This window comes from Arthrobacter sp. NQ7, assembly GCF_029581595.2.
GTDB classification, from domain to species: domain Bacteria; phylum Actinomycetota; class Actinomycetes; order Actinomycetales; family Micrococcaceae; genus Arthrobacter; species Arthrobacter phenanthrenivorans_B.
Genome location: NZ_JARFXU020000023.1, coordinates 26,057 through 45,223, shown reverse-complemented (window position 1 = coordinate 45,223; position 19,167 = coordinate 26,057). Strand labels below are relative to the sequence as shown.

The 19,167-nt window shown below is 65.0% G+C and carries 20 protein-coding genes and 1 tRNA gene; 5 read left to right on the top strand and 16 right to left on the bottom strand.

The annotated features are described in order from the left end of the window. Positions 1-9: 9 nt before the first annotated feature. Both PUN71_RS19030 and PUN71_RS19025 read right to left on the bottom strand, forming a co-directional pair. Positions 10-372, bottom strand: coding sequence for a hypothetical protein (locus PUN71_RS19030; RefSeq protein ID WP_277799659.1), 363 nt, complete (start codon positions 370-372; stop codon positions 10-12). Between the two features lie 32 nt (positions 373-404). Next, the gene (locus PUN71_RS19025) at positions 405-584 is read right to left on the bottom strand and encodes a hypothetical protein (protein ID WP_277799688.1); all 180 of its coding nucleotides are present in this window, start codon (positions 582-584) and stop codon (positions 405-407) included. 189 nt (positions 585-773) lie between these two features. Here PUN71_RS19025 and PUN71_RS19020 point away from each other — a divergent pair, with 189 nt between their 5' ends. Then, entirely contained in the window at positions 774-1,001 is a 228-nt protein-coding gene (locus PUN71_RS19020) for a DUF2188 domain-containing protein (RefSeq protein ID WP_277799658.1), read from the top strand. Then, positions 1,001-1,327, top strand: a complete 327-nt coding sequence (locus tag PUN71_RS19015; RefSeq protein ID WP_277799657.1) for a hypothetical protein — start codon at positions 1,001-1,003, stop codon at positions 1,325-1,327. Before PUN71_RS19020 ends, PUN71_RS19015 begins: the two co-directional genes overlap by 1 nt. A gap of 158 nt (positions 1,328-1,485) precedes the next feature. Here the strand turns inward: PUN71_RS19015 and nagB are convergent, their stop codons facing one another. The 9 genes from nagB to PUN71_RS18970 form a co-directional block, all read right to left on the bottom strand. Continuing rightward, the gene (gene nagB, locus PUN71_RS19010; RefSeq protein WP_277799656.1) at positions 1,486-2,217 is read right to left on the bottom strand and encodes a glucosamine-6-phosphate deaminase; all 732 of its coding nucleotides are present in this window, start codon (positions 2,215-2,217) and stop codon (positions 1,486-1,488) included. 5 nt (positions 2,218-2,222) lie between these two features. Continuing rightward, positions 2,223-3,257, bottom strand: coding sequence for an ROK family protein (locus PUN71_RS19005; RefSeq protein WP_277799655.1), 1,035 nt, complete (start codon positions 3,255-3,257; stop codon positions 2,223-2,225). Further along, on the bottom strand, positions 3,254-4,702 hold the full coding sequence (locus PUN71_RS19000) for an APC family permease (protein ID WP_277799654.1): 1,449 nt from the start codon (positions 4,700-4,702) through the stop codon (positions 3,254-3,256). Before PUN71_RS19000 ends, PUN71_RS19005 begins: the two co-directional genes overlap by 4 nt. Before the next feature lie 128 nt (positions 4,703-4,830). Next, positions 4,831-5,994: an ROK family transcriptional regulator gene (locus tag PUN71_RS18995; protein ID WP_277799653.1), complete on the bottom strand. Its 1,164-nt coding sequence runs from the start codon at positions 5,992-5,994 to the stop codon at positions 4,831-4,833. A gap of 359 nt (positions 5,995-6,353) precedes the next feature. Further along, entirely contained in the window at positions 6,354-7,163 is an 810-nt protein-coding gene (locus PUN71_RS18990) for a glycoside hydrolase family 25 domain-containing protein (RefSeq protein WP_502861068.1), read from the bottom strand. Positions 7,164-8,787: 1,624 nt separating this feature from the next. After that, entirely contained in the window at positions 8,788-8,970 is a 183-nt protein-coding gene (locus tag PUN71_RS18985; protein WP_277799650.1) for a hypothetical protein, read from the bottom strand. 316 nt (positions 8,971-9,286) lie between these two features. Continuing rightward, the gene (locus PUN71_RS18980) at positions 9,287-9,436 is read right to left on the bottom strand and encodes a hypothetical protein (protein WP_277799649.1); all 150 of its coding nucleotides are present in this window, start codon (positions 9,434-9,436) and stop codon (positions 9,287-9,289) included. A gap of 159 nt (positions 9,437-9,595) precedes the next feature. Further along, complete coding sequence (locus PUN71_RS18975) at positions 9,596-10,456, bottom strand: DUF6804 family protein (RefSeq protein WP_277799648.1); 861 nt, start codon at positions 10,454-10,456, stop codon at positions 9,596-9,598. A 254-nt stretch (positions 10,457-10,710) separates the two neighbouring features. Continuing rightward, the gene (locus PUN71_RS18970) at positions 10,711-11,403 is read right to left on the bottom strand and encodes a helix-turn-helix domain-containing protein (protein WP_277799647.1); all 693 of its coding nucleotides are present in this window, start codon (positions 11,401-11,403) and stop codon (positions 10,711-10,713) included. Between the two features lie 174 nt (positions 11,404-11,577). On the opposite strand from PUN71_RS18970, the gene PUN71_RS18965 reads away from it, so the two are divergent. Further along, positions 11,578-11,862, top strand: coding sequence for a helix-turn-helix domain-containing protein (locus tag PUN71_RS18965; protein WP_142068698.1), 285 nt, complete (start codon positions 11,578-11,580; stop codon positions 11,860-11,862). Then, on the top strand, positions 11,862-13,238 hold the full coding sequence (locus tag PUN71_RS18960) for a type II toxin-antitoxin system HipA family toxin (protein WP_277799646.1): 1,377 nt from the start codon (positions 11,862-11,864) through the stop codon (positions 13,236-13,238). The genes PUN71_RS18965 and PUN71_RS18960 overlap by 1 nt, the downstream gene beginning before the upstream one ends. A gap of 91 nt (positions 13,239-13,329) precedes the next feature. Here the strand turns inward: PUN71_RS18960 and PUN71_RS18955 are convergent, their stop codons facing one another. The 5 genes from PUN71_RS18955 to tmk all read right to left on the bottom strand — a co-directional run bounded on the left by PUN71_RS18955 (position 13,330) and on the right by tmk (position 17,843). Continuing rightward, positions 13,330-13,512, bottom strand: a complete 183-nt coding sequence (locus PUN71_RS18955; protein WP_277799645.1) for a hypothetical protein — start codon at positions 13,510-13,512, stop codon at positions 13,330-13,332. 711 nt (positions 13,513-14,223) lie between these two features. Next, positions 14,224-14,296, bottom strand: a tRNA-Thr gene (locus PUN71_RS18950). A 105-nt stretch (positions 14,297-14,401) separates the two neighbouring features. Continuing rightward, a complete protein-coding gene (locus tag PUN71_RS18945) occupies positions 14,402-15,970 on the bottom strand; it encodes an alpha/beta hydrolase (protein ID WP_277799644.1) in 1,569 nt (522 codons plus the stop codon). Then, a complete protein-coding gene (locus PUN71_RS18940; RefSeq protein WP_277799643.1) occupies positions 15,967-17,130 on the bottom strand; it encodes a DNA polymerase III subunit delta' in 1,164 nt (387 codons plus the stop codon). Before PUN71_RS18940 ends, PUN71_RS18945 begins: the two co-directional genes overlap by 4 nt. Then, positions 17,127-17,843 (bottom strand): dTMP kinase, encoded by a 717-nt coding sequence (gene tmk, locus PUN71_RS18935; RefSeq protein ID WP_277799642.1) that lies wholly within the window; start codon positions 17,841-17,843, stop codon positions 17,127-17,129. Before tmk ends, PUN71_RS18940 begins: the two co-directional genes overlap by 4 nt. Positions 17,844-17,976: 133 nt before the next feature. On the opposite strand from tmk, the gene PUN71_RS18930 reads away from it, so the two are divergent. After that, positions 17,977-19,167 carry a trans-sulfuration enzyme family protein gene (locus tag PUN71_RS18930; protein WP_277799641.1) on the top strand — a complete coding sequence of 397 codons (1,191 nt, stop codon included), beginning with the start codon at positions 17,977-17,979 and terminating at the stop codon, positions 19,165-19,167.

Below are 19,167 nucleotides of genomic sequence, written 5' to 3'. Positions count from 1 at the left end.
TGCCCACGACTAGTTCGGCTCATCGTCCGTCTCAGCGGCTCCACCTTTGGGGGCGAAACTTCTACCTTGGCGTGCTTGGGCAATGATCTTGGCCTCGTCGGAGCCTGGCACGGCTTCCCTGTCCAGCACGTCAAGAGCGGCACGGCCTGCGCGCCGCTTCTGCTGGTCCGCGTCCAGGCTGGCTTCAAGTGCCCACACCACCCGGGACCACTGATCGTTGCGACCTACAGCCTTGGTCTCCTGGCGGAGAGCCAGCCACCAGATGAAGCCCACGATGCTGGCCGCCAAGAGCAGGATCCACGGACCCAAGGCAGCAAGGATCTGCCACCACTCGGGCGGCCCAGATTGCGCGTAGATCGGATACTGAGTCATGGGGTTAGCCTAGGACCCGCCCGTGAATCTTGCTATCGGGCACGCTGCCGCTCGGACAGCCGGCTAGTACGGTCGGTGCGGATGACGATCAGCTGCTGCCCTTCCTGCAGGAGCTCGTCGAGCTTGGTGCGTGCTTCCTCGTATGTCGCGCCTTCGGCATCGATGCTTCCGTGGCTGCCGTCGGAATTCACGAGAGTGCCAGTGATCATCACCCAAAAAGTCTAGTTCCGCCTATCGGGTCCAACCCGGCGTGGCGCTTGGGAGCATAGACGGGGCTGCGGTTACTGTGGGGTAGTTTTTTCGCCCATCCCCCCATGGGGCGGAAATGCTGTCCAGAAACGCCCCGCTTTGCGAATCGTTTTGCGGGGCTTTTCGCTACCCGCAATCCGAAGGAGAACGCAGTGGCACAGGGTGACATCGAGACGTACTGGGAAGACGGTTCGTGGAAGAACCGCCGTGAAGGCAACGACCGCGCGTTCGGCGCCGGCTACAGCAAGAAGGACGATGCGGTCGACGCTGGCCGCCAGGCTGCACAGGCTGGCAAGGTCGAGCACGTCATCAAGAACCAGGACGGCACCATCTCGGAGAAGAACAGCTATGGCAACGATCCGCGGAACGTTCCGGGCTGATGCCAGACGACGAGGTCATCATCCGAAACAGCGTGCCCAACATCCTCGCGAACGAGGCCTACGGGGCGGACTGGCGTCGAACCCAGGACGTCTTGGTCGTCAGCACGCCTGGCGGAACGTCCACGCACCTTGCCTTGAAGTCTTCGCAGAGCTCCGGCACGCTTTGCGGACACCAGGTGGCCCGGGTGGCGAGGGCATGGTTCCTGCTGAGCGGCTGCAAGAAATGCTCTAAAGCTGCCCTGAAGCTGGGTATTGCGGTCATCACCGACACGGACGGCACGCTGATCGATCTGACGACTCACGCGGAGGCCACGCCTCCTTCCTAACGCGTCACTGTGGGACGATGCCGTCACGACGACAGTACAGAAGCTCCGGGAGTGGGCCAAGGACCAATAACTTCCGAGGCAGGCGCCGTCGCCGGCGGGAAGCCCTAATGACGAGCCGAAGCCGATGGCCAACCTACGGCTCTAGGCGGCCCTGTCGCTCATAGGGCGTGGCTCCTGCTGAGCAGGCTTGCCGCTGCTTCGTCCAGGACCATTGACACGTTGGGGTGTCGTTGGAGGATGGATGCGGGCATGTCTTTGGTGACGGGTCCGTCAACCGCCCTGCGCACCGCAGCGGCTTTTGCTTCGCCGCTCACGACCACCAGGAGATGGCGCGCTTCCTGGATGGTTCCGAGGCCTTGGGTTATGGCATGGGTGGGAACATCCTCAATCGACGGGAAGAACCGTGCGTTTGCCTTCCTGCTGTCCTGCGTGAGCTGGATGATGCGGGTGCGGGAGTCGAACCGCGAACCCGGCTCGTTGAAGGCGAGATGCCCGTTGCGTCCGATGCCCAGGATCTGGAGGTCGATTCCTCCTGCACGCCGAATCAGGTCCTCGTAGTGGTCGCAGGCGGACGCGCCGTATCCGTCCTCCGACCTCGGGACGTGGGTGTTTTCGGGCCGGATCCCCAGAGGCGCAGAGATTTTGTGACGGACGAAATGGGCGTAGCTCTGTTCGTGCTCTGCGGGAAGGCCCACATACTCGTCCAGGGCAAAGCACGTGACCCCGCGGAAGTCGGCTTCGGCGCGGGCCAGGTGCTCGTAGACCGGCAGCGGCGAGGACCCTGTGGCGACGCCCAGGACCGTCGACGGTTTAGCCCGAACTTGCGCGAGAACCAGGTCAGCGGCGGCGGTCCCAAGTTCGTCCAGCGTCTCGGTGACAATGATGTCCACGGTTTTTATGCTCCTGCGCGGGATGGTTCGGGCATGCGGAGGGTTTCGTCCAGGTTGTGTGCTGTTGCTGGCAGCGGCAGGCACAGGGACGGCACGGGTGCCTCAAGGCTCTGGTAGGCGATGAAGAGCGCCCCGAGCATGGACAGGTCGCCTGCCATCGGGGAAACCGCTACCACCGGGGGATACGGCACGAATTCGTCCAGTGCATCCCGGAGCCGCGGCATGAAAACCTCGGCGGCAGCGGTGACGCCGCCTCCGATCGAGATGATGTCCGGGTCCAGGGTGATGGCCAGGTTGGATGCCATGTGGATGAGTTCATCGACGAATTCCGCGCCCAACTCAGACAACACCGTCCCGGAGCCTGGGTTCTTGGCCCAGGCGCCGAGGATCTCCGAGGCGGTCGCCGACTCTCCCGTGGACGCAAGCGCCCTGTCACCCAGGGCCCGTCCTGAAACGGCGTCCTCCAGTGGCGCGCTGCCACTGCGGTGTCCGCGAGTGTGGGAAGCCGACACAGGGAGCAGGTAGCCGATCTCGAGGGCCGCGCCGTTGGCACCCATCAGTGGTTTGCCGTCGATGACGGCTCCGGCGGAGAGGCCGGTGCCGAGATTGATGTACAAGCCGCAGCGGGCGCCTTGGAGTTCGCCCCACTGGTGATCCGCCATGGCCGCGGCTTTGACGTCGTTGGCCCAGGCAACGCTTCCGACACCGAGCATGGCGGCAATGGTCTCGGCTGGCAAGGACGTTTCCATCCCGGGGTTGTTCGGGGTGAGGGCGATGCCGTTCTCCCCGATGACGCCGGGCGTGACGAGCCCGACCGCGCCAGCGATCACGTCACGGCCAAGGAGCGCGGCCGCCCTGTCCAGCACATTCGTGAAGCATGCCTGGACGTCCTTGAGTACCCGGGTGGTGTGGCGGCCGGCGGGTCCGCGGGCTTCGGAGATGGCCAGGATGCGGCCGTCAAGGGTTGCTGCGCAGACTTTGAGCTTGGTTCCGCCGACGTCGATGCCGACAGCCAGTTGGGCTGGTGTTGAACCGTTCATGCGTTGACCTCGTGAACGCTGATTTCCTCATCGACTTCGTTCTTGTCGACCGGGAGCGGGCCGAACGGCCAGGTCTTTTCGCGCTTGGCCCAGATGAAGAAGCTGATGGCACCGGCAGCTACCCACGCCAGGGAGAGCTCGACGGGGTGCAGGTCCGGCGCGTTGACGTCGGAGTAGAAGTAGATGACCAGCCAGCCGAGTCCTGCGATGATCAGCGGCGCGGGGTACAGCCACATCTTGTACGGCCGGACCATGTCTTTGCGGCGGCGGAGAACGACCACCGCGGCTACCTGTCCGAGGGCCTGCACGAGGACCATGACGGCCGTCAGGAGCTGGATGAGTGCGCTGATGTTGGTTGCCCGGCCGATGAGGAATCCGGCGGCGGTCATGACGCCCATGGCGATGAGTCCTGCGACTGGGAACTCTTTTGTCGGGTGCAGCTTCGCGAAGGACTTGAAGAACACTCCGTCGCGGGCGGCGTCGTAGGGGACCCGCGAGCCGGCCAGGAGGCCCACCATCAGGGAGGCGAACGCCGTGATCAGGATGAGGACGGTAACGATGTTGGCGACGTCCGGACCCCAGGTGCGCTGGAGGACTAGGGAGGCGAGCGACTGGTACGCCAGCGAGTCCGTGTCGAGCATTTCCTGCCACTTGACCACGCCCAGGACGCCAATCTGCATGAACAGGTAGATCACCATGATGCCCACGACGGAGAACACGACGGAGCGGGGGATGGTCTTTCCGGCGTTCTTGACTTCGGCGCCCATGTACGAGGAGGTGTTGTAGCCAAGGTAGTCGTAGATGCCAATCGTCAGGCCGGCGACGAAGGCGATCCAGAAGCCGCCCGAGGTGATGTCGAAGGCGCCGGCGGGGTAGTCGACAACCTGCGCGGGGTTGAAGTGGGTGAAGCACGCGACGATTACCGTCAGGACGGTGAGGACCATGATGGCCCACAGTACGACGGTCAGCTTGCCGAGCGATTCGATGCGGCGCCACAGGACGGCGGTGATGACCAGGATCAGGCCAAGGCCGACGAAGGTACCTGTCAGGTCTTCCATCCCCGGGACCAGGTAGCCCAGGTACTGGACGAATCCGATGACGCCCGTTGACATGACCAGGGGGATGAAGAGCACGGCGGACCAGACGAACAGGAACGGCATGAGGCGTCCCGTCCGGTATTTGAAGGCTTCGCGAAGGTAAACGTAGGTGCCTCCCGAGCCCGGCATTGCGGCGCCGAGTTCGGCCCAGATGAGGCCATCGGCGAGGGCGAGCACCGCGCCGGCGATCCAGCCGACCACGGCCTGTGGTCCGCCGAAGGCAACGATCATGGCGGGAATGGTGATGAATGGGCCGATGCCGACCATCTGGGACATGTTGAGCGCTGTGGCCTGAAACGAGCCGATGCGACGGCGCAGCTGGGGTGCGCGGGCAGGAATGGACGCCATTGTGAATCCTTTGGGAGAGGGCTGATCCCGAAGCACATGCGAAACATGGGCGGGAGCCGTGTAGCTCAATCGTAAAACAGTTTTCCGATCAAGGTCAAGGCCCCTGCAAGCACGGCGCGGGATCGGGGTCAGAGGCCCGTCATCAGCATGTCCCATGCGAGCTCTGTGCCCTTGGTCTCCGCCCCGCGCAGGATCGCGAGCTCTCCGGCCGCACTGGTCTCCACCGAAGGGATGCGGACCGGGAGCAGCTCCCCGAGGTCGTGCCGCACCGCTTCGGCAAAATCCGGACCGCCATGGAGTCCGACACTGCCGGTGAGCACGATCAGCGGGGGATCGACGACGAGCAGGAGTGGGCTGAGTGCGTAAGCCACGAGCCGCGCTTCCCTGGCCAGCGCCTCAGCTGCCCCTTGGTGCCCTTCGCGGGCGGCCCGGACAAGTTCGGCGACGTCGGAAAATCCGCTCGAGGACAGCATCGCGTCGGCCGATGCGGCTTCCTCCAGGGAACCGCGCAGAGAGGGTGTGCTCGGGTTGAGCGGGTCCACGCCCAGTGGCAGAAACGCGATTTCCCCTGCCAGACCGTTCGCACCGGACAGCGGCTGGCCATCGCGGACAACTGCAGCGCCCACGCCCCTGCCGACTGACAGCAGGACGAAGTCCTTGGCCCCGTCCGTGTTCCTGGCCTCGGCCTCCCCGAGCGCCGCCAAATAGACATCCTTCATGATGAGGAAGTTCGGCCCGAACAGCTCGTGCAGGGCGGTCATGGTCGACACGTCGTCCCAGCCGGGAAGGTTGGAAGCGTGCTGTAGGCGACCCGAGGCAGGGTCAACGACACCGGGGCTGCCCATGACGGCGTACACGATCGCCTCCCTCGCCACACCTTCCTGGGCGAGCAGGCCACTCAGTGCTTCCGTCAGCGCGTGCAACATGTCCTCTGCGGATCCGGACTCTGACCGTGCACGGAACGTCCCGCGGGGCTGCCCGTCCAGTCTGCGCAGACCAAGCCGCACCCACTGCGTTCCTACGTCGAGGGACAGGACCAGGCCTGCGCGCTCGTCAATGGCCCAGAGCAGGGGAGCTTGTCCGGATTGACCCGCTTTGAGGCCCCGCTCCCGCACAAAGCCGGCTCCCTGGAGGGTTCGAAGGGCCGAACCAACGGTCGGCTTGGACAGCCCGGTCCTCTTGCCGATCTCCGGCGCGGTAGTGGGTCCGTTAGCCCGAACGTCATCGAGTACGACACGACCATTCGTGCGCTTCAAGTCGGTCGCCCGCACGCCCTGTGCCAAAGAATTCACTGAAACATCCTAGATTTTGCCGATACCAATGCCTGGCCGCCGGGCACGGCGGGGCTTGGAGTCATGTCGAAGCCTGGTGAGCTCAGTCGCCGGCTACCTTTGGTTGACCTTAACAGCCAACAAGGTGAACCCTGCGATCGCACATGGAAACGCGCCCAAGATGGCACTACTCCCCGGCCCGCCATGGGAGTGCTTTCAAGGCCGTGCCAGCAGGAAGCAAGACCGCGCCGTAGAAGTCGAACCGGTTCTTGTCCGGCCAGCTCGTCGATGGTGGTGATAGTGCGGACGGTTCCATGGCCCCCATGTGTGGGGCACAGCGGGGAACCCCGGCTGATCCAGTACCGGGACGGCCCAGTGAGTCAGATGCAGGAGTTGTCGTAGTCGAAGGTGCCCGAGACATACTGCGTGAGGGTAACTTTCCCTCCCCCAGTCAGCGCCGCTTCTGAGCACATCCTCTTCGCGGCAGTCAGGGACCTGCCTCCGGCCAACCAGCTTTTCACTGTGTAGAGCGGGCTCGAGGCAGGGACGGTGCCTGCGATCTGGGACCATTGGCTCGCCGTGGAGTACAACCCAGTTGTCGCGCCGATGGACGTGAAGTACGCCATCATCCCTTCCAGATCGGCGCGGTTGGCAGTCTGGTCTGCCGACCAGCTGTTCCCGGTTTCGACGTCAAGCCACCAGGCGTAGGTGCCGGGATTGCTGACGCCCCGGATGTTGGCATCGTCGTACGCTTTGGCGTAGCCGTACATGTAGGAGCACGCCGGCCCGAAGTCTCCGCTGCTGCACTGGCCGTATGGGTTCGTCACCGTCTTGCCGCCATAGGTGTTGCTGGTTGGCCACCAGGAGCCTGCGGATCCTGGATTGGCAGTGTTCACGTACAGAGCCACCTTGGGCTGTCCCGTCCCGCCGGTGGACGAAGCAGCCCAGGACAGCTCCCAATCCAGGCAGGGGTTGGTGGTGTTCGCGAGCCCTTTGTTGACGCCCACGATCCCGAAGGTTTGGCCCTTGGGCAGCGATTTGTTGCACTGCGGCCACGAAACGTCGTTGCCTGTTCCGCCCGTGGCGGCTACAGCTTCCGCCGGGACAGTGCACAGCATCAAGAACCCGGCAAGGACCGCTGTCAGGGGAAGACGGGACCTGAATGACCACTTGCTACGGAAGATGTCCACGTTGACGCTCCTCTGGACGAGCAGATGTAGGGTCCAGCATGACCGTCGCGCGCCGTAGAGGTCAAGGGTTTCCGGCACGCACACCTCTCGGCATCAACCGCTGGGCAGGTGGGGCCCGACGTAAGCTGCTGCTTCCCCGGTAGTCGTCCACGGCGGCGGCCACCCGGGCGGCGCGCTCGGCGACGGGGACGTTCTGTCGGTCGGTCATTTCCACTGCCTTCCAGACACCGCGGAGGCGCGCGAGCCATTTGCGCGGCGGCGCCGACCATGCCCACATGGCGAACCGAAACCCTGCGTCAAGCGGCTCGTGGGCCCCACGTAACTCCCGCCCTTCGGCCGTTTGCCGCTGCTAACGAGGCCGGCGGTCCGTGTCTGCTACGCAGTCGGGGCGTGCAGGACGTTCTCGGACTACCTCGGCGAAGATTCGGGCTTCGTCCGATCCTGCCGGGATTCTGCTGCCCAGTAGGTCAAGAACGGCATGCCCGGTACGCTGCCGCTTCGGATCCTCGTCCAACGAAGCATCGAGCGCCCACTCAGCACGGCGCCACAACTTCTGGCGCTCGGCAGACTTGGCATCCTGGCGGGCGGCAAGCCACCAGATGAAGCAGACGAGGAAGAATCCGAGGAGTAGGATCCAAGGCCCCCGCGCTGCCAGGATCTGCCACCACTCTGGCTCGCCGGGCTGCGCGTCGGTATCGAACTGAGGCATGAGGCCAGCATAAGACCCGCCGGAGACACTAGCCATCCATCCGATCGGACAAGGCAGCATGGCGTACTAGTAGCTGTCAATGCTGAAAGCCATCAGCATGAACCCCATGGAAGCGCCCTTCCGCTCGGCTGAGTTGTGTGGTGTGTGGGCCATGGGGCCTGTGGCGTCCCGTGCGTGCTGGTCGGTTCCAGTCTTCCGCTCGGTTGAGTTGTGTGATTCGCACGTTACTTGAGAGATCGAGAAATCGCCAACATTCTCCTCTCCGGGCTAGCAGGGGATCGAGTGCGGGGCGCCCGCACACTGCAATCAGGTCACACCTGGGGGCTAGCGCCCGAACAGATTCGGGGGTCATTGGCTCGCTTGGCTATGCAAGCGGCTATTCCCAGTGAGCCAGACAGCCACCCCTCCACGGGCGACGGGGCGTTACGTCATACCTAGCGAGTGTCAGCTCCTCGGTCGTCGGAGTGGGCTGCCGCGGTGAAGGTCCCGCCGGTGGACCTCGTGTGCTGGGCGCGGTCGAAGGCGTGGCTGCTCATGCTCTGGTTGTGTGCGGCGGCCCCGCCGAAGGCATACTTCGTGGCCCGGAACGGCGATGACCACCCTGACCGACCCGTGACCGACCCGATGACCACCCCTGCTTCCCAGTGCTGGCGCGGAAAAACGGGAATGGGCGACCTGACCGACCGCGGGGAGGTATGCCTATAGGAGAGAAGGTGAGTAACGGGAAACAACGAGGGTTCCCTTATGTGTAGTAGTTAAATGGTTGGTTAAGTCGCCATATATATATAAAGGGGCCTCCTTCCCAGTACTGGCGCGGAATTTTATGGGCGACCACCTGGTCGCCATCCGGTCGCCATGGTCGGTCAGAACCGGCCCAAAACCGCGAAATCGGCCCAAAAACGCATTTTGACGGCTTCAAACGCTGACGCCGCTCATTCCGCGCTGCGTCGCGCAGCGGGTGAAGGCCACGCTCTCGGCCGATCCGCGGGTCAGTGCGAGCACCACCACGAGGATCGTCAGGGCAGCCAGAACGGCAAGAATCGCGTATCCGACCCACTTCGGCCGGCCCTTGTGCAGGTTGATGTCGATGTACGGCACGCCCTTTGTTCCTCCGATTCCGGCTCGGAAGTGCCCCTGCGGCGTGCGGTCGGGAGGGCGAAATGGGCGATGAGAGTCATGACCAGAAGAGACAGGAACATGACGGAGAGCCCGAGGGCATAGCGGAGGGGATCCATGAAGAGAGGGTGCTTTCGGTGAGACAACCTGCCGATCCTAGGTCATCCGGCGCCGGCCAAAAAGCGCTGCTGATGATGCTCGCCGCGCCTGGGCGGATGACGCGCCCGGAGACAGTTGCCGGAGACGGCAGTGGCCCCTGCCGCGGACGGTCAGGGGCCACTGCTGGGGACGGGCTGGGTTACGGGTCGACGGGGGAGACCGTGGTGCGGCGGGTGGGCCGGGCATACGTGTTGGCGGCCTTGTGGGCCAGGTCGGGCCGGCTGGCCCAGGAGATGACGCCGGGAATGACAAAGAGCGGGCCGGATATACCGCCCGCTCTTCGGAGCATGGGACGCAGGAAACACCATGGCAGGAGGAAAGGTGTAAAAACTCCCGGCACGACCTCCGCTTCGCAGCCCGGCCCTGTTCGAAAACCGGAACGATGACGTTGACGCCTGCTCTTGGACCTCATGTGTGCGGCATGCGCGTGAATCGTTCCCCACGCCTCTTACCGCGGGGCCGGGTGTGACTCCTCCAGCTTCACAGCGCCGCTGATGAACAGCACCATCGCGGCGACGTCCAGGGGCACCCATGACTCCCTGGTCAGGTACACCGGGATGAGCGGGTTGAACAGGAGCACGGTGGCGATGAACGCGACCATCCAGCCGGTGCGCTGCTGGCCGCCGGCGACAATGGCGGACCAGACGGCCATGCCGGTGACGGCCCAGCGGACCACCTCGTAGAAGGAGTACGGGGCACCGAGGATGGCCACCAGCAGGAAGAAGCCCCCGACCACGGCGGGGATCGTTGCCGGGTGGGCGGTGACCATCCGGACATCGTTGAGGTCTGTTTCCGCGCGCCCCGCCCTCGGCGGGTGGGGATTGGCGTGGAAGCTGGGGTGGGAGCCTGCAGGAGCGGCGCCCCGGGGCTGGCCGGCAGGCGCCGTGCCGGCAGGGCTGGGCGCTGCCGGGCGTACCAGCCGGTTCACGGTGGGCGGGGTCATGCCGTTCTCCAGGGCGCGGACGAACTCCCGAGCGACATCCCGCGGCGCGGCCATCGGAGTGCCTTGCGGAGGGCGCACCCAGAGGTACCACTCAGCGACCAGGGAACTGAGCACGGCGAAGTTGGTGTCCACACTGCCGGCGAAACAGTTCATGACGTTCGTCTTGCCGCTGATGACGCTGCCCGCCCCCCAGAATGCTCGGCCCTCGTGAACCCAGACCCAGCCGACTGAGTCATTGACCGCCAGGATCAGGACACGCTTTACCCGGCTGCGGATATTCATCGTGGTGGTGTAGGTCGTCACCGTCGCGGGGACTTGGCGAAGGGCGGCCTGCCAGGCTGCATCGATGATCGCGTCTTCGTCCATGAATCTCCCAGAAAACCAGCGGGCTTCGTGATGCGGCGCCCGGTCGCCCCATGCTAACCGACAAGGTGTCGCCGGCGGGAAGATTACCCGGGCACACAAAAGCCGGGGCACCCGACGTGAATCGAGGCCCCGGCTGTGGCCGGCGCAGGTGGCCCCTTCAGGCCACTTGGGGGTGTGCCCTGGGACGCCCTTCGGTCCGCCGCGCGATTGGGCGGCGCGGCTGTGCGTTGAGGTGTCCGGCCCCGCCCCGTGGCTCACCGGGCGCGGAGCAGCTCCTCGATCACGCGCTGGCCAGCGCTGCGCTCACGGGTGGCCAGTGAGCCCATCAGGTCCACCGCCACGGCGGCCACGGGCGCTGTGCCTCCGGTGAAGGGTTCCTCCAGTTCGACCTCGTGGATGATGGCGTTGCCCTCGGGGTCTTGGACCAGTCCGAAGGAGTTGGCAAGGGCATGGGCGTCGCCGGCCATGACATAGCCTTCGGCGATGCCGCTGCCGCCGGTCATGCCGAATGTCTCGGCGGTCGCCTCGTCGCGCATGGCGGTCGCACCGCTGGCGATCAGGTAGTCACTGAGGGCGAGCAGCGCGTCGGGCGTTGCCCGGTAGCGGAAGGTGTGGTCCTTGTTCCGTGCCAGGACGGAAACAGCCTTGGCATCCAGGGTGCTGAGCCGCTTCTTCAGGCGCCACTCCTCGGATGCCGAGATCCAAGTGGGATTCTGGCCTGAGAGCAGCGCCAGCGCAGCCCAGGCGATCCGGGCAGTCCAGGCACGGCCGCGGCGGGTGCCAATGGCGGCCAGCCGTTCGACAGAAGAGCGGTCAATGAGGATGGACCGGCCAACCCTACTGACAACAGCCAATTGTCCGGATGCGATCAGTTGGCGCACCGAAACCTGGGTGATTCCAAGACGTTCGGCGACCTGCGCCGTCGCCATGAAGTCGATGTGATTCATTCACTAATGCTTTCTCATCGCAGTATTTGTATCAATTGGCAGTCCCTGTTCATTAAACTCTCGCGAGAGTTGCTCGCACTTATGCTTGGCAGGCGGCTAGCGGCTGAGGGATCGGTCTAGGAATAGTATAGCTATTTAGACGCGTTAGTAGAGTTAATGCCTTAGACTAGCTACATGAACAGTAGTGAGGCGATGCAGCGGCTCGGCGCCAACCTGAAAAGCCGCCGGATCATTCTCGGCCTGTCCCAGGACCTTGTTGCTGAACGCGCGGACGTGTCGCGTTCGACACTCATGCGCCTGGAAGCCGGCGAGGGTGGAAAGGTCGAGCACCTGATGACCGTGGCGTCAGTGCTTGGTATCGCCGATGACCTCGTCAGCTCCCTTGACCCGCTGAACACGGACCTTGGCAGGGCCCGCGCGCACCTGCTCAACCGCCAGCGCGCCCCGAGGCAGGGCTAATGGCAGCCCGGAACATCCGCCGGGTGGAAGTCCTCGTCAACGACGCCCTCGCAGGCGTGATGGAGATCGAAACAGACGGACTCTCCCCGCGCGAGCACGTGTCATTCACCTACGCCGACAGTTGGATGTCTGCGGCGGACGCCTTCGACATCTCTCCTGAGCTTCCGCTGCGGCGCGGTCCGCAGAACCCAACCCAGGGACGGGAGCTCTTCGGATCCTTCCAGGATGCCGCCCCGGATGACTGGGGCAGGAAGCTGCTGTTCGAAGAGCTGCGCCAGCAGGCCCGCGCCCAAGGCGCCGGCCGCATCCCGCCCACAGGAGAAGCCAGCTACCTCCTCATGGTCAACGACGAGACCAGGCAGGGTGCGCTCCGCTTCAGGGAGAAGGGGCAGTTCCTGTCCTCCTGGGGCCGCGGCGCCGGGATCCGCGACCTCGCCGCCTTGGCGGAGGAAGCCAGGCTTTTCGCTGAGACCGGTGAGGTCAAGGAAGAGAACTCCCTGCTCATGGGCGCCGGATCCTCCCCGGGCGGTGCCCAGCCAAAGGCCTGGGTGCGGGACGATGACGGGTCGATGCTGCTCGCAAAATTTCCGAAAACCTCAGACGTCGGCAACGTGCAGCTGTGGGAGATGGTAGCTATCCGGCTTCAACAGCGGGCCGGCATCAGGGTTGCCGAGTCCCGGCTGATGCCCTTGACCGAGTTCTCCCACATCTTCCTCACCCGCCGGTTCGACCGGGAGGGGGACCGCCGCGTTCCGTACATGAGCGTGCGGACAGCCCTTCAGCTGGACACATACGCACATCCGGATTACGTGAAGATCGCCGCGGAAGTCGCCCGTATCTCTGCAGATCCGGTTCGCGACGCCAACGAGCTGTTCAGCCGGGCCGCCCTTATTGCCATGGTCAACAACACCGATGACCATATGCGGAACCACGGGCTCCTGCGGACCGGCAAGGGCTGGCGCCTGTCACCGTCGTTCGACGTGAACCCGGTGCCGGGCGGAACGTCAGAGGCACCGCTGACCCCAAACGGGGGACTCTTCGACAGGGACGTTCGGGAGCTTCTGGATTTTACGTATGCTTTCCGTCTGACCAGGGACGCGGCCATAGACCGGCTACAGCAGGTCGCCGCTGCAGTATCGCACTGGCGGGAGGAAGCCCTCGGCCTCGGCGCGGAACCTGACTCCCTTGGCTACATGGCCAAGGCCTTCGAAGGTGAGAACGTTCAGCGGGTTGCATCACTCACTCCGGCCCCGGCAGTGATCGACCTGGGCGGAACCTCCGCCTCGATGCCCGGCCATTCCCACGGCGACGTGTGGGTTGAGGAGCACATGCGAGGCGGAAAGCGCGTTCGGGGCCACTTCCGCCGGCGGCGCTGATCCCGCCCGTTGGCACTGCTCCACGAACATGAGAAGCAGTGCCAACGGGTGGTGGGGCTGGCTCAGAGCTTCTGGCGGGGGACCTCGAAGTTCACGAGACGGTGGGCTGGCCGAGCCAGATGTCGCCTCGGCCCTGGAAATCGAAACGGTGCTCATCCGTCCGGCCCGGCAGGGACAAGTGCGCCCGGTTGCGGTCGGGCCGGCCTCTGTCGGGAATGCCTGAAATCGTCCAGACCTGCACGCCTTCCGGGTACTTGCCTGGGGGAGACGTCACACCTGGGTTCCGCCGGCACCGGTCTTCCGTGAAGTGCGGTCAGCCTGGGGCGGAAGTGCGTCAACAACACCCGGAGCCACCACTGGTTAGGGCGCTTCGAGTCGCTTTATGCAAATCACTGAAGAAGTAGTTCGTGGAGTCGAGTGGTCGGGACGCAATTGGATCCAAGGCGTGCCGGCGATCCTATCTGCTGACCTCAAGCCTGAGTAGTGGTATTTCTTCTCCGTCGCCCCGGAGTAGGGACGGAGAAAGAGAAGACCGATGCGAAGGCATCTGCTGCCACTTCGGCTGTCACAAAACGAGTAACGGTGCGGGCACCCAAGGGAGAGCAGGTGTCGACTCCCGGTCGACGTTCTGACTGCGAATCGTCCGCAATCCTCGTTAGTGACCTCGTGGACCATGTTTGGTCTGTACTTGTCTGCTCCGACACCGCGGGCGGGAGTGGGGCGGACCTAGCTTGGTGCGCCGAGTTGGGACGGGCGCTCACTCGCACTCCACCCCCAAAGTTCTCCTGGGAAACCTAGAGCGGACCAGCCCTGTCGGGCAGTGCGTTCACTGGAGGGAACTACACTCACTTCATAGTGGAAACGACGAGCGAGAGTTGATGAAAGTGTGCCATAAGTGTGCCCTGCCCTCTTTTGAGACCCGCCGCTTAACCAGCGAAAAACCCCGGAAACCCCTAAAAGAAGGGGCTGTCCGGGGTTTATCCCGAGCTTCCTATCAGAATCGAACTGATGACCTTTTCATTACGAGTGAAACGCTCTACCGACTGAGCTAAGGAAGCACCGCATGAAATCCCCGGCGGAACCGGGCGCCTCATGCAAGAGTCAACTGTAATAGAGTCCCGCGGCCCCGGTCAAAATGGGATGGATGGAACCGGGTGGAGCGGTCAGCAGACCGTATTGTCCGCCGGAAGCTTGCCGCTGACCAGGTAGTTGTCCACCGAGTCTTCCAGGCAGCTGTTGGCCCGGCCATAGGCGGTATGCCCTTCACCCTTCCACGTCAGCAGAGATGCATTTCCCAGCTGCTTGCGCAGCGATGCTGCCCAGTCAACGGGAGTGGCTGGATCCCCCGTCGTGCCAATGACGACGATGGGGGACTTCCCGCTGTATTCCACCGGCGCCGGGGCCCGGAGATTCTTGTAGGGCCAGCCGGCGCAGGTTACGCCGCCGTAGGCAAAGTAGTAGCCGAGAGTGGGGGAGTCCTGTTCGAGGCGCTTCTGTTCGGCACGCATCCCGGCCGTGTCCGAAACCATTGGGTAGTCAAGGCAGTTGATTGCATTGAACGCGAACGTGGAATTCGACGTGTAGGAACCGTCGGACGCCCTGTCGGCGGCAAGGTCGGACAGCCGCAGCATCAGGCTCACGTCACCCGACACCGCGGCCTCAAGCGCCTGGGTGAGGGCCGGCCAGCTTTGGTCGTTGTAAAGCGGGGTGATCAGTCCGCTCACGAACATGGTCGCGTTGACCCTCCGGCCGTCCTTGGCCGTTTGGGGTGTCTGCTCGATGGCGGCGATCAGGTCCCGGATCTGCTGTACGCCGGAGTCCACATCGCCGCCCAGTGGGCACTTGCCCTGCCGCTGACAGCTGGCGACGTAGCTGCGGAGCGCCTTTTCGAAGGCGCGGGCCTGGCCGCTGGTCAGTTCCTCGTTGCTGATGGACGGATCCAGTGCGCCGTCCAGGACCATTCGGCCCACGTTGTCCGGGAAGAGGGAGGCGTAGGTGGAACCCAGGAATGTGCCGTACGAGTACCCCAGGTAATTTAGCTTTGTGTCGTTCACGACGGCGCGCAGAACGTCCAGGTCCTTGGCGGCGCTGACAGTGTCAATATGGCCCAGCACAGGGCCCGTCTGGGCTGCGCACTGGTCCGCAATCGCCTTGTTGTCAGCCCTTGCCGCGGACAGTCCGGCGTCGGTTTCCAGCGCATAGATTTTGGCCCGGGAGGCATCCCGTTCCGCATCCGACATGCACGTGACTGGAGCGGAACGCTTCACGCCCCGGGGGTCGAAGCCCACCAGGTCATAGGCGTTGCGGACTGCCGCCGAGAAATGCGTCGCTGCAGCGTCTTTGACAAAGTCGTAACCGGAGGCGCCCGGGCCGCCGGGGTTGACCAGGAGGCTGCCGGTCTTCTTTCCTGTGCTGGCAGCGCGCAGCGCCGCAAGCTGGATGGTCCCGCCGCCGGGGTTTGCATAATCAAGCGGCACCGTTACCTTGGCGCACTGGAATTCCCCTTCGCAGGGCTGCCACACCACTTCCTGGGAGTAGAACTTCTCCAGCCCGGCGGGCGCGGACGCAACAATCGAAGGGTCGGCTTTCGCGGTGGCCGCTTCCGGCGGGTTCCGGTCCCCACCGTTCAACAGGCTGCACGAGGCCAACAGCACGGCCAGTGCCATGGCGCCGGCTGCGCGGGCTGCCGCATTCAGGGACCTGTGGCGTGCGGGCAGGGGGCGGGCAGTCATCGGGTCTCCTTGGAGGGCTGGATCAGGCTGGCCGCCATGGACTCGATAGCCAGCAGCGGGGCAACGTTGGTGGTGGTAATGCGTTCGCGGGCTTTGTTGATGGCGTCCATGCGGGCCAGGGTGGTTTCGGCGGAGGTGCGGGCGGCGAACTCCTCCAGTTCACTCGTCAGCTCAACATTAACCAGTTCCACTGCGTTCCCGAGCTGGATGATCAGTACGTCCCGGTAGAAGGACAGCAGATCAGTGAGCGTCCGGTCCAGGGAGTCAGTGATGGATCTCTTGGCCCGCCGTTTCTGGTCGTCTTCCAGCTGTTTCAGTTGGCTGCGCATCGCCGGGGGCAGGGTTCCGGATTCTGGAGCTCCCAGCGTTGCCAGGAGGGCTGCCTTCTCCGCGGCGTCCCGCTCCTCGTTGGAGCTGTTGGCCTCGGCGGTGGCGATCTTGACCAGCTTGTCCGCCATCATCACGGCCGCGGTCACGCCGCGCAGCCCCAGCGGAAACCTCACGGTCTCCAGGCGGCGTTCCCTGGCCTCGGGATCCCTCGCGAGCCGCCGGGCGATGCCCACATGGCTTTGCGCTGCCCGGGCCGCCTGCTCTGCGAGTGCGGGGTCTACGCCATCGCGCCGGACCAACAGGGCGGCGACGTCGGACGCTGGCGGGAGCCGCAAGGCAACGCTGCGGCAGCGGGACCGGATGGTAACCAGGACGTCGGCAGGGGACGGTGCACAGAGCATCCATACCGTCCGCGGCGTAGGTTCCTCAATGGCCTTGAGCAGCACGTTGGTGGTGCGCTCGGCCATGCGGTCGGCATCCTCCACCACGATGATCCGCCACCGCCCCGACGACGGCCGGTTGCCGGCGGTGGCCACCAGTTCCCGGGCTTCGTCGATGGTGATGGTGACCTTCTCGGTGCGTACGAAAGTCACGTCGGAGTGGGTTTCCCCCAGGATCGTGTGGCACGCCTGGCACTGGCCGCAGCCGCGCAGGCGGACGTCATCCTGGTCGCAGTTCAACGCGGCCGCGAACGCCTTGGCGGCATTGGAACGGCCCGACCCCGGCGGACCGGTGAACAGCCAGGCGTGCGTCAACGCCTCGCCGCTGGCGGCCTGGCGCAGCTGCCCGACGACGGCTGGCTGGCCTTGGAGGTCGTCCCAGACAGTCACGGGGCGCCCCCGTCCGCGGCGGACCCGTGCGCTGCCGGCTCCGGGGCAGCGCTCCCCGCCGGGGCGGGGGCGGCGGGTCCAGGGAGCAGGCGGTCAACCCGGGCGAGGATCCGGCGGGCCAGTTCATCGACCGGCAAGTGGGCAGGGAGGACCAGGTAGGAGTCGGGGCGTCCCGCCGCCAGGTCAAGGAAGGCGTTCCGGATCCGGGTGTGGAACTCGTCGGCCTCCGACTCAAGGCGGTCCTCGGCTGCCTGGCCCGCGGTCCGGCGGCGGCGCCCCAGTTCCGGGTCGACGTCCAGCAGGACGGTGAGGTGGGGCTGCAGGCCGGAGGTGGCCCACTCATTGACGGAGCGCACGGCGTCCTGGCCGAGGCCGCGGCCGGCCCCCTGATAGGCGACGGAGGAGTCGATGTAGCGGTCCGTCAGCACGATTTCGCCGCGGTCCAGGGCAGGCCGGATGATCTGGCTGGCATGGGCGGCGCGGGATGCCGCAAAGATGAGGGCTTCCGTATGGGCGTCAATCTCGCCGTTGCCATGGTCCAACACCAGGGAGCGCAGTTTCTCGCCCACCGGAGTGCCGCCCGGTTCACGGGTACGGAGCACCGTGTAGCCACGGGATTCGAGTACCGACGCAAGCCGGGACGCCTGGGTGGACTTGCCGGCGCCGTCGCCACCTTCGAATGCGATGAATATGCCGGCGCTCTGTTTGTTCACTTCTCAAGCCTACCGAGGGGTGGGGACATTGTCGGCCTCCGCGGACACCCTGTGCAGGAAGGGTGGATGAACCGGCGTCCACAAAGCGTCACCGCTTTCCGGCGGTTTCGTCAGGAACAGTACCCTTTTGACCATGAGTCTTTCCGAGCACCAGGCTGCATCACTTTCGCCCGAGACTGTCGTGGTGGCGGCGGGACGTCCGCCGCGGGAAAGGGACCAGCCGGTGAACCCGCCCATCACACTGTCCTCCACCTATTTCGGTACAGGCCCCCTGGGCGACGGTGACAGGGGCTACGGCCGGTACTCGAACCCCACCTGGGATCCGTTCGAGGAAGCGCTTGGCCAGCTGGAAGGATCCGCGCTGCCCGGGCTCCTGTACGCGTCCGGTCTGGCCGCTGTCAGTTCAGCCTTGTCGCTGATCCCGGCCGGTGGCGTGTTGGTGATGCCGAACCACAGCTACTCGGGGTCGCTGGTCATGGCCTCGGAGCTCGCCCGAAAGGGGTTTCTTGAGCTCCGCACCGTGGACATCGCGGACACTGATGCCGTGAAGGCCGCCCTGGCGCCCCAGGGTCCGGCCGGGAAGGCCGCGTCGATGTTGTGGCTGGAAAGCCCCACCAACCCCATGCTGGGAATCGCGGACATGTCCGCCGTCGCGGCGGCCGCGCACCATCACGGCGCAATCGTCGTCACGGACAACACCTTCTCCACCCCCTTGGTCCAGCAACCCCTGCTGCTGGGATCCGATGTCGTCCTGCATTCGGTGACCAAGTACCTTGCCGGGCACTCCGACGTCGTCCTTGGGGCGCTGGTCACGCCGGACCCGGACCTCCGCTCGGCACTGCTCCACCACCGCATCATCCACGGCGCCATCGCCGGTCCGTTCGAGGCATGGCTGGCGCTCCGGGGCCTGCGGACCCTCGCCCTCCGGGTGGAACGGTCCCAGGACTCGGCCATGGTCCTGGCGGAACGCCTCGCCGCGCACCCTGCCGTCGAATCCATCCGTTTCCCGGGGCTGGGCACCGATCCCGGGCACACCCGCGCCAAGGAACAGATGAAGGGCTTTGGCTCCATCATCTGCATCCAGGTGGCACCTTCGGCCGGACTCAGCGGAGCCGGCTCTGCGGACAAACTGGTGCAGGCCCTGGACCTCTGGCTGCCTGCCACATCCCTGGGCGGAGTGGAGTCCCTGATCGAGCGCCGGCGCCGGCACTCGGCCGAACCTGCCAGCGTGCCGGAGAACCTGGTCCGCCTCAGCGTCGGCGTGGAAAATGTTGAGGACCTCTGGGCCGACCTGAAGCAGGCGCTGGACGCGCTTGGCGGCTAG

Bases quoted from the DNA above. Each gene is read 5' to 3' on its own strand.
- PUN71_RS19015 (WP_277799657.1), top strand. From the start codon at position 1,001: ATGCCAGACGACGAGGTCATCATCCGAAACAGCGTGCCCAACATCCTC.
- PUN71_RS19000 (WP_277799654.1), bottom strand. From the start codon at position 4,702: ATGGCGTCCATTCCTGCCCGCGCACCCCAGCTGCGCCGTCGCATCGGC.
- PUN71_RS19030 (WP_277799659.1), bottom strand. From the start codon at position 372: ATGACTCAGTATCCGATCTACGCGCAATCTGGGCCGCCCGAGTGGTGG.
- PUN71_RS18945 (WP_277799644.1), bottom strand. From the start codon at position 15,970: ATGACTGCCCGCCCCCTGCCCGCACGCCACAGGTCCCTGAATGCGGCA.
- PUN71_RS18930 (WP_277799641.1), top strand. From the start codon at position 17,977: ATGAGTCTTTCCGAGCACCAGGCTGCATCACTTTCGCCCGAGACTGTC.
- PUN71_RS18975 (WP_277799648.1), bottom strand. From the start codon at position 10,456: ATGGACGAAGACGCGATCATCGATGCAGCCTGGCAGGCCGCCCTTCGC.
- PUN71_RS19005 (WP_277799655.1), bottom strand. From the start codon at position 3,257: ATGAACGGTTCAACACCAGCCCAACTGGCTGTCGGCATCGACGTCGGC.
- PUN71_RS18970 (WP_277799647.1), bottom strand. From the start codon at position 11,403: ATGAATCACATCGACTTCATGGCGACGGCGCAGGTCGCCGAACGTCTT.
- PUN71_RS18960 (WP_277799646.1), top strand. From the start codon at position 11,862: ATGGCAGCCCGGAACATCCGCCGGGTGGAAGTCCTCGTCAACGACGCC.
- PUN71_RS18980 (WP_277799649.1), bottom strand. From the start codon at position 9,436: ATGCTCCGAAGAGCGGGCGGTATATCCGGCCCGCTCTTTGTCATTCCC.
- PUN71_RS18965 (WP_142068698.1), top strand. From the start codon at position 11,578: ATGAACAGTAGTGAGGCGATGCAGCGGCTCGGCGCCAACCTGAAAAGC.